General features: G+C 58.2%; 6 protein-coding genes. 5 read left to right on the forward strand and 1 reads right to left on the reverse strand.

What is annotated here, in order from left to right:
- Positions 1 to 99 precede the first annotated feature (99 nt).
- Entirely contained in the window at positions 100 to 3,171 is a 3,072-nt protein-coding gene (locus GGR28_RS00790) for a T9SS type A sorting domain-containing protein (protein WP_183493815.1), read from the forward strand.
- Positions 3,172 to 3,217: 46 nt separating this feature from the next.
- Positions 3,218 to 6,133, forward strand: coding sequence for a TonB-dependent receptor (locus tag GGR28_RS00795; protein ID WP_183493816.1), 2,916 nt, complete (start codon positions 3,218 to 3,220; stop codon positions 6,131 to 6,133).
- A gap of 92 nt (positions 6,134 to 6,225) precedes the next feature.
- On the opposite strand, the gene GGR28_RS00800 is transcribed toward GGR28_RS00795, so the two are convergent.
- Positions 6,226 to 6,651 (reverse strand): RDD family protein, encoded by a 426-nt coding sequence (locus GGR28_RS00800; RefSeq protein ID WP_183493817.1) that lies wholly within the window; start codon positions 6,649 to 6,651, stop codon positions 6,226 to 6,228.
- A 275-nt stretch (positions 6,652 to 6,926) separates the two neighbouring features.
- On the opposite strand from GGR28_RS00800, the gene GGR28_RS19150 reads away from it, so the two are divergent.
- From GGR28_RS19150 to GGR28_RS00810, 3 genes are all read left to right on the forward strand, one after another.
- The gene (locus GGR28_RS19150; RefSeq protein WP_262890711.1) at positions 6,927 to 7,052 is read left to right on the forward strand and encodes a hypothetical protein; all 126 of its coding nucleotides are present in this window, start codon (positions 6,927 to 6,929) and stop codon (positions 7,050 to 7,052) included.
- Between the two features lie 48 nt (positions 7,053 to 7,100).
- The gene (locus tag GGR28_RS00805) at positions 7,101 to 8,093 is read left to right on the forward strand and encodes a S66 peptidase family protein (RefSeq protein ID WP_183493818.1); all 993 of its coding nucleotides are present in this window, start codon (positions 7,101 to 7,103) and stop codon (positions 8,091 to 8,093) included.
- Positions 8,094 to 8,157: 64 nt separating this feature from the next.
- Positions 8,158 to 10,608, forward strand: a complete 2,451-nt coding sequence (locus GGR28_RS00810) for an SGNH/GDSL hydrolase family protein (RefSeq protein WP_183493819.1) — start codon at positions 8,158 to 8,160, stop codon at positions 10,606 to 10,608.
- Positions 10,609 to 10,626 lie beyond the last annotated feature (18 nt).

The raw sequence follows: 10,626 nt of genomic DNA on the forward strand, positions 1-10,626 counted from the left end.
ATGTAATGATAAGTTAACCTAAGTGTCATTTGGAGTTCATGTCCGAACAGGACTTTTGCAGTGAATTTAGAATTCAAGCAACCAACTCCAACTGACCTTATGAGAAAACCATCTACACTCTCCCTATTTGCTCTACTGCTGTCCTTCGCTGGGATTGCACAGGAACAGGTAGTCATTAGTGATGCTTCCCTCACCGGTGGCAATACGTACAACTGGACGGCCGACAAAGAATACGTACTGGACGGCCTTGTTTTTCTGGAGTCGGGTGCTACACTTAACATTGCCGCCGGTACCGTCGTCCGCGGCGGGCAACCCACCACGGGCGATAATACCTCGGCACTCATTATTGCCAGGGGCGCACAAATCTTCGCCCGGGGCACGGCCGAACGCCCCATCATTTTTACGGCCGAAGACGACGACCTGAGCGATTCCGGCGACTTTGACGCCGGCGATCGTGGAGAATGGGGCGGACTCATCATCCTGGGAAATGCCACCATAGCCCGCCCGGGTGGAGAAGACGGCATCGAAGGCATCGATGCCGACGAGGAGCGTGCCAAATTTGGCGGTACCAATGATGCAGACAACAGCGGCATCATCGAATACGTCTCTATCCGCCACGGCGGGGCCCAGCTTTCGACGGATAACGAGATCAACGGCCTTACCCTCGGTGGGGTAGGTTCCGGTACCGTGGTTGATTACGTAGAGGTGTTCGCCAACGAGGACGATGGCATCGAGTGGTTTGGTGGAACGGTCAACGTGAAGCACGCCAGCGTAGCTTTCTGCGGCGACGACGGCTTCGATTACGACTACGGATGGCGGGGCAACGGCCAGTTCTGGTTCGCCCTTCAGGAACCCAATACCGGTACCGGCCGTGCCGGTGAACACGACGGTGCCGACCCCGACGGTCAGGCCCCCTTCAGCAAGCCGACCATCGCCAATGCCACCTACATCGGCATCGGGGTAGGCGCCACGGCAAGCGGTGGAGATGCCGGACGCGCCCTGCCACTGGCGGTTATCTTCCGCGACAATGCCGGAGGCTACTACCGCAATTCCATCTTTACGGGTTACAACGGAGCCGCCATTGCGGTCGAAGACCGTACCGACTCGGAAGTAGACTCCTACGGCCGCTTCCAGGCGGGAGACCTCGACTTTACGAACAACCTATTTGATGGATTCGGCGCAGGAACCACGGCCGCCGAACTCTTCCTGGCGATCGACCAAAACGAGGCCATCGTCCCGGCTTCTACCGCGACTTTCTCGGCTGCCCTTGCTGCGGACAATACCATTGGTGCGAGTGGTATCGCCGGGGTCAGCCGCCTGCCCGACGGCAGCCTGGATCCCCGCATCAATGCCGGTGGCGCCGCCCTCGGCGGCGGTAGCGCAGATGGCCTCGAGAATGAATTTTTTGACGCCGTGGCCTACCGTGGCGCCTTCGGAAACTCCGTCAACTGGTTACAGGGATGGACCGCCCTGTCGGAGTACGGCTTTCTCGGAGATGAAGTAACGCCCGTCAATACCCTAGACTGCGTCACGGTTCGCGATGCCGATCTGGTTGGCGGACAAACGTACAACTGGGGTGGTGGGACGTGCTATAATCTTGACGGACTGGTTTACCTCGAAGCCGACGCAATCCTGAACATCGAGGCAGGTACCGTCATTCGGGGATTAAGTGGCAACAGCATCACCACCGGCGACAATACCTCCGCCCTCATCGTCGCCCGCGACGCCCAAATTTTCGCCCGGGGCACTGCAGCGGCACCCATCATTTTCACTGCAGCGGAGGACGACCTTGCCGATCCTTTTGACTACGACTTCACCGACCGCGGGGAATGGGGCGGCCTGATCGTACTCGGCAACGCCACCATTGCGCGCCCCGGCGGTGAGGACGGAATCGAAGGCATTGACGCCGACGAAGTGCGCGCCAAATTCGGCGGCAGTAATGACGCCGACAACAGTGGCGTACTCGAGTACGTATCGATCCGCCACGGCGGCGCCCAGCTCTCGACGGACAATGAAATCAACGGCCTCACGCTCGGTGGCGTCGGTTCCGGCACCAAAATCGACTACATCGAAGTATTCGCGAACGAAGACGACGGTATTGAGTGGTTCGGCGGTACGGTGAAGGTGACCCACGCCTCGGTAGCTTTCTGCGGCGACGATGGCTTCGACTACGACTACGGCTGGCGCGGTGCAGGGCAGTACTGGTTTGCGCTACAGGGCCCGAACGACGGTACCGGACGCTCCGGCGAACACGACGGTGCCGATCCCGACGGACAAGCTCCGTTCAGCCAACCGACCATATATAACGCTACCTACATCGGTATCGGAAAGGATCAGACGGCTACCGGAGGCGACGCTAACCGCACCCTGCCCGTCTCGGTAATCTTCCGGGATAACGCGGGCGGCTACTACCGCAATTCGATCTTCACCGACTTCAACGGCGCGGCCGTGGCCATCGAAGACCGCACCGACGGTGAAGTGGATTCCTACGCCCGCCTACAGGCCGGGGATCTCGGGTTTACGAACAACTACTTCTTCAACTTTGGAGCCGGCAACACCGCCGCCGATCTTTTCCTGGCGATCGACCAGAATGAGAACATCGTGCCCGCCTCCTCACAGGAAGTGGCCGCCAAGTTTGCCGCGAACGGCAATGTGATCGCCGATCCCGTACTGAACGACATCAGCAACCGGGACGATGACGGCGGCAACCTTGATCCCCGGGTGTATACCTTCGGACCCGCCGCTACCGGCGCCCCCGAAGCCGAAGAAGGGTTCGAGACAACGGCGTACTACGGAGCGTTTGTCCCCGGTGCCTACGCCAGTGACCCAAGTTGGCTCTCCGGCTGGACCGCTCTTTCCGAATACATGCTCACCGATGATGTGCTCAACAGTGTTGGCCAGGTCGACCACGCGGGTTTTTTACTCGAAGCCCCGGCTCCCAACCCTGCTTTCGCTACGACGAAGATCAACTTCTCGGTGCCCCGGGCCACCCGTGTAACCCTCACGGTTTACGACATCGTTGGCCGCCCCCTCCTGCGTAATACCCAACGATACGACAACGGCGAGCAGACTTACCTGCTCGATGCCAGCAAACTCGCTAACGGTAACTACTTCATTCTGCTCGAAGCGGAAGGTAGCCGCCTGCTACAGAAAATGGTGGTAAGCCACTAAACCCCAATCGTCTACAATTCTAGTGCAACATTCAATACATCTTCTTATGCTTAACCGCATTTATTACGTGGTCGCTTTGCTTTTGGTGACCGCTACGGCCTTCGCCCAGAAGGGGGCCATTTCCGGGACCGTCTACGACGAAGACGGGTTCCCAATGCTGGGAGCCAACGTGGTCATCCAGGGCACCTCAATCGGGGCCCAAACTGATTTTATCGAAGGTAAATATCAGTTTAAGGTCGACCCAGGCACCTACAACATCGTTACCTCCTACGTCGGATACGGGGAGCACCTCAGTGAGGGCATCGTGGTAACCGCCAATCAAACTACTATTCTCGACATCACCTTCGGTGAGGATTCCGGGGTAGAACTCGAACTCGATGTCACGGTTACCGCCCAGGCCCTCGAGCGGGGTGAAGTAGCGGTCATGAAACTGCGGCAAAACAGCGACAAAGTGCAGGACGTTATTTCCAGTCAGGAGATCCAGCGCCTCGGTGCCGGCACCGCCGCGGCCGCCCTTACCAAGGTGACCGGAACCACGGTAGTCGACGGCAAGTACGTCTACGTACGTGGTCTGGGAGATCGGTACAGCGCGACCACGCTGAACGGTCTACAGCTGCCGAGTATCGATCCATACCGCAACTCCGCCCAGCTTGACCTGATTCCCACCAATCTCCTGGACAACATCACCGCCAGCAAGACCTTTACCCCCGACCTGCCCGGTGACTTCACCGGCGGTAGCGTGAACATCAAAATTAAGGCGCTCCCGGAAAGATTTACCTGGGGAGTATCGGCTTCGGGCAGCTACAACGACCTGAGCAACTTCCGCAACGATTTCATGACCTTTGACGGCGGCAAGAAAATCGGTCTTGGATACAACGACGGTACGCTGGACGGCCCCGCCATCCTCAACGATCCTCGCCTGAGTGAAATGGAAGTGCTGGAAGCGGATGCGGACCGCCGCTCCCGTTCCGATGCCGCGCTGGCTACTGCCGTGCATGAGGTCGCCAATAGCTTTGGCAACGCGTTTAACCTCGGTACCAAGCGAAGCGGTCCTGACTACGGATTGAGTGCCAACATCGGCAACCAGTTTAACATCGGTACCATGCCCCTCGGCGTTTTTGCTACGGTAAGCTACAACCGGGATTACAGTCAGTACACAAACGGTGTCCGCGGCAACTACGTCAACCCCAATCTGGGCGAAAACCAGCTCCAGGAGGTTTTCGACCTCACCGACAGCAAGAGCGTGGAATCCGGCAAACTGGGTGGCATGGTCGGTTTTGCCCTCCGCCCGTCTCCCGCTAACAACATCACCTTCTATACCATCTACAGCCACCAGGGATTCCTGGAAGGACGGGTGCTGAAGGGCAGCAACGAGAGAAAGGGCGCCGCCGGCACCGACGACAACTACTACTACTCCCAGGCTGCCAGCTTCCTCGAGCGCCAGCTCATCGATTACGTACTGCAGGGCGACCACACCCTCACCGGTCTCGGTAATACGAAAATTGAATGGTCGGCCAACTACATCAACAGCCAACAGAACGAGCCCGACTTGCGGTTCTACGAATACATCGAGCAAGACGGCCGTTTCCTAATGGACCCAAGCCAGTTCAGCCGTCCGAGTCGCTACTTCCGTGACCTGTCTGACAACTCCTACCAGGGAACGCTGGACGTAACGGTACCCGTGCTGCAAAACAAGAGCAAGGGCAACGCGATCAAATTTGGCGGCCAGTACCGTACCAAGGAGCGGGATTTTAATGAGTCCATCTACGCTTACGAAAATGATCGGGGACTATCGTTCACCGAAGCCGGCGGCGATTTCGACGTTTACCTCGGCCCCGGCAACCTGGGAGCCATCGAGCAGGTGAACGGCCGCAACTCCATTGGCGTATACGTTTACGACAACAGTAACCTGGCCAATAGCTATACCGGCAAGTTCGATGTCGCCGCGGCCTACGCCATGATGACCTATGAGGTGACGCCCCGGCTGAAGGCCATCTTCGGATTGCGGGTTGAAAACACGCGCATCCTGGTGGAAAGCGATAAAGTCCCCAACGAGTACCTCCAGGCCGAAGTGGCGGGTAGGGAGCCCGACCTCAACCGGATCGCCGCCAACACGGCCGACATCGACACCACGAGCCTCATGCCCGCCCTGAACCTGGTGTATAAAGTTGGGGAGAACAGCAACCTCCGTGGAAGCTTTACCCAAACCATCGCGCGTCCCAACATGCGGGAAGTGGCACCGTTCGGCTCCTTCGGCTTTTTGGGCGAGCCTCCCGTTTTCGGTAATCCAAACCTAAAACTCACCAGTGTCGATAACTACGACCTGCGCTACGAGATCTTCCCGCACGCCGGTGAAGTGTTGGCGTTCAGCGCCTTCTATAAGCGGTTCCGTAACCCCATCGTGACGACCTTCCGCATCGCCGGGGATCAACAGTTTACCTGGACAAACTCCGAAAGTGCCGACCTATACGGTCTGGAAGTAGAATTCCGGAAGTCCCTCGGGTTCCTCAACGAAAAGCTCGACGACTTCACCGTCAGTTCCAATCTTGCCTTTATCCAGGCGGAACAACGGATCGACGAGCAGGAAGTAGCTCTGGGCCAGGCCGTCGACCCCTCCTTCAGTGCCGTCCGCCGCTTCAACGGTCAGTCGCCCTTCGTCGCCAATGCGAACCTGAGCTACGCTACGCCGGAGAGCGGGTGGGATTTTGTCGCCGCGTATAATTTCTTCGGCGACCGGCTGCAAAGCATCGGCGCCGTCGGTAGCCCCGACATCTTCGAGCGCGGCCGTAGCCAACTGGATGTATCCGTCTCGAAAAAGGTAGACAACTTTAAATTCAGCCTACGGGCACGGAACCTGCTCAATCCCGCCTTCGAGAGCTTCTCGACCTTCGACCGGGAATACATCTTCCAGAGCTACGAGCGCGGACGTGAGTTTTCCTTCGGCGTAAGCTACGGGATCTAGGAACCGCCTAAGATTTTGCACTAGATTACATACGTAGTCTCCTTCATGCCCTTCGCACTTCGTGCGGAGGGCTTTTTTATTACACTTGCCGCTCAGTCTACTGAGTCGGCCAGTTTGATCCGCTCGGTCTGCGCAATGTAGTCGTGCAGGAAGCGGTGCCCGTCGCTGAAGAGTGCAAAGAGCAGCAGCACCTCTCCACCAAACAGGGTAAATGCCTTGATGAAGGAACGGAGTAAGCGAGTGCCATTATCCGGCCGCCGGCCGTCGGCCAGCATTGCTACGCGGGATCGCCGGTACCCTGCGACGGTCGGATGGTAATCGATGATGAACCAGTAAAGCGTGGCCCCCAGCAGGGTGGTCACGTAAACACTACCGCCGTCGAGCAGAACTTCGAGCCATCGTTCGGGATCGTGGCCGAAGGGCAATTCTCCACGAAAGAGGAGGAACACTAGGGCCAGAATGCCCAGCATGACTACGCAGTCCAGTAGATAGAGAATATATCGTCCGAAAACACCCATGGCTTGTTGACTTTTTTTGTTTCGTAAATATATTCCCCGGGGTAGGGCGACCAACATTTTGTCGACGTACATCCCAAAGGAATGGATGAAGACTAAAGAACCATCACCAGCAGCAGCTCTGCCGCAGTTTCGCGCAAGTGTTTGATAGCGAAAGGAGTGCAGAAATTTAAGGCTGCGTGAACCGTGAATTTATGCGGAACGCATCAGAGGAAAGTGTCCTTTTTTACCCGCAGCGGATGCGGGAGATTTGTGCGGTAATCAATACCACCTTACTCATGTCAACCACCCAATTTCCCCGTTTCCGTCAGTCGCTGATCACCGTTCTCTTACTCATTCTCGTCTTCAGTTTTGGGATCGGGTACCTGGGAGGTTACTTGCTGTGGCCGGTCGCCTTGCATTGAGGGTAGTACATTGGCTTGTGCATACCGATCGACCCAACTTACTCCCGGATGAAGCGTAGACAATTTACCCAAGGGCTGCTTGCCATACCGGCATTGCCCCTCCTCAATTACCCTGCTCCCGCGCGCCGCCGCAATACAGTACCGCAACGCCTAAAAACCGGAGATACGGTGGGCCTGGTGACCCCAGGAAGTTACCTGACCGACGATGGGCTACAACGAGCATACACCCAGATCGAGGGCCTCGGGTTGAAGGTAAAGCCGGGCAAAAATATCCGCGCCGAACGTGGCTACCTGGCTGGCGAGGACGCGCAGCGGCTGTACGACCTGCACGCGATGTTTGGCGATCCCACGGTGAAGGCGGTCTGGGCGGCGCGCGGCGGCTATGGCTGTGGAAGGCTTCTGCCCGGTCTGGATTTCGAACTGATCGAGCGCAACCCGAAAATACTGATTGGATACAGCGACATCACGGCCCTGCTGAACGCGATTACCCTCCGCACCGGTATAGTGACTTACCACGGTCCGGTGGGCAGCTCGGAGTTTACGGAGTACACCCGTGAGCACCTAATAAATGCGATCATGGACGGTGGGCAATTTGCCCCCATTTTCCCACCCGCGGAAGCAGGGGAGCGGTACGTGATTACACCTGGGAGCGCGGGCGGGCAACTCTGGGGCGGCAACCTAAGCTTGCTGGCCGCTGCGGCGGGGACCGAATATGCACCGCCGGTAGAGGGCAACATCCTGTTTATCGAGGAGATAGGCGAGAAACCCTACCGCGTCGATCGGATGCTGACCCAACTGCGGCAGGCGTGGCCGCTGGAGACGGCGGCGGCAATCGTGCTGGGCGTATTCGCGGACTGTGAGGCGGATGCGGACGATCGATCGCTTACCCTTCGCCAAACCCTAACCGACCGACTCGGCGATCTTGGTATACCCGTAGCCTACGGTTTTCCAATCGGCCACATCAAGAATATGTGTACGCTGCCGGTCGGGGTAGGTTGTCGCGTGGATACCGAAAAATTCAGTCTGCGGATAGAAATCTAGACCAGCGGTAAATACTATATATTGGCCTTTGTCACCAATGATTACCCCATTAAACTCAAAGGTTATGAGAATTTCCCTACGCCGCGTCCTCTTCGGATGGTTAGGTCTATTTGTACTGCTAAGTGCAGCCCTACAGGGCCAGGACCGCGATACCATCCTGGTAGATTTCGGGAGCGACCTATCGGCCACCCCCTGGAACAACGTCACCGATCCGGTGGCGGGCACGATCGAGCGGTTGCTTAACCGGCGTGGAAACCTGACGACCTACGGGATTGCCGTCACCGATCCCTTCAATAACGTTAACACGGGGGGGACAAAATCTCCGGACGCAAGTACGGGATTGCCGGCCACCGCGAGTGGGGACAGTTTCTTCGGGAACGTGACGACATTCGGGGGACAGGTGCAACCTACGGGGGCGGTCCAACTGCGAAAATTGCGGACCGATAAAGAATACACGCTGTCCATCTTTGCCTCCCGTGTGGGTGCTAATGATAACCGGCAGGCGAGCTATGCGCTGGCCAGCGATACCAAGGACACCCTATACCTGGACGCCTCCGAGAACACCGACCAACTCGTAACCATTACGCTGCGGCCGGCGGCCGATTCGACCATTACCATCACCGCCGCGCCGGGTCCGGATAACGATAACTCTGCCGGGTTTTACTACCTGGGCGCACTAGTCGTCACTTACGATGCGGAGGACGCGCCGCCGCCCCCGCCCCCGCCGGTGGGTGAAGACGTCGCCGATACGGTCCTGGTGGATTTTGGTGGGTCGAGCCTTTCCGCCGCCCCCTGGAACAACGTAACCGACCCCCAGGAAGGAAGCATTGCGGACCTGCTCAACTCCTCCGGCTTTCAGTCGGGATTCGGTATTTCGGTTTTCGATCCCTTTAACGGCATCAATACGGCCGGAACGGTTAATCCCGATCCTGCGCTGGACTTCCCGGGATCCGCCACGGGCGACAGCTTTTTCGGAAACGTGACTGAGTTCAGCGGACAAATCCAACCTACGGGTGGCGTCGAACTCACCGGCCTCGATCCCGAAGTGGAGTACACCATGGAACTGTTTGCATCGCGCAACGCCTCCGACAACCGGGAAACCACGTACGCCCTCGCCGGAGCGACCAACGACACGGTGTACCTCGATGCCGCGTCCAATACCGATGAAGTCGCGACCGTCACCCTACGACCCGACGCGGAGGGCAAGATCCAAATCACCGCATCGACGGGACCCAACAATACCAATAGTGCTGGTTTTTACTACCTGGGCCTGCTGCGACTGACCTACCCCAACCAGGCTCCGGCCGGCGGTGCTTCGCTCTCCCTGCTTAGCCCGAACGGCGGTGAATTCTGGCAGGCGGGCAAGCAGCCAACCATCCGGTGGTCGTCGCGGAACCTCGCCCGGGTGGTGCTTGAATATTCCGAGAACGCCGGCCGCTCCTGGTCGACCATCGACACCGTCGTGGGGGCCAGCGGTGCGTACGCCTGGACGGTGCCCAATACGCCGACCGACTCGGCGCTGGTCCGCATCCTCTCCGACACCCTAACCGACAGCAGTGACGATTACTTCACCATTTCCAGCGACACCACGAGTTGCCGCATCGTGGTACTGGGGTCTTCTACCGCGGAGGGTACCGGTGCCTCCACTCCCGATAGCGCCTGGGTCAACCGGTACGCCCGCTCGCTGGAGGGGGATACCCGCTTCGAAGTGATCAACCTCGGGCGGGGTGGGTACACCACCTATCACATTTTACCTACCGGTTCCACGATACCACCTGGTGTGAATATCGTACCCGACGTCACGCGTAACGTCACCAAGGCCCTCTCGTTCGATCCATTCGCCATCATCGTCAACATGCCCTCTAACGACGCGGCCAATAACTTCCCTGTCGCCGATCAATTGAGCAACTTCGCGAACATTGTCGATGCAGCGAATGAGGAAGGCGTGAACGTTTACGTCGCAACCACCCAGCCCCGCAACTTCACCAACACGGCGCAGGTAGACATCCAGCGGGAGGTGAGGGACTCGATCCTCGCCCGCTATGGAGAACGCTCGATCGACTTCTGGACCGGCCTGGCAGCGGACAACGGCTTCATCCTCGACAGCCTGGACAGCGGCGACGGAGTACACCTCAACGACGGCGGCCACCGCATTCTCTTCGAGCGCGTCAGGGCACTGCAATTGGATACCCTGTCGTGTGGTGAGCTGATCAATTCCGTCACCAACCGCATCATACCCCTACAGGGAGTAAGTGTATTCCCCAATCCGACCAACGGGCAGGACCTTCGCCTTGGGATCAATTTGCCCCCGGCCGGGCAACTTACCGTGCAACTGTTCGACGTCCTGGGCAGAATTCGCTTCCAGCAGGAGGCAAGTACCGTGAGAGGAGAAACCTTCCGCTTACGCATTCCCGCTGAGGGCATTCGCCGTAACGGGACCGAAGAACCGCTCTTCGTCGTGGTGACCGTGCGTGGCGACAGCGGCATCAGCCGTAGTGTAACAACCGTTTTTTAATCCGTCATCCAATTAGGG

It is taken from the genome of Neolewinella aquimaris (assembly GCF_014197245.1).
GTDB lineage: Bacteria > Bacteroidota > Bacteroidia > Chitinophagales > Saprospiraceae > Neolewinella > Neolewinella aquimaris.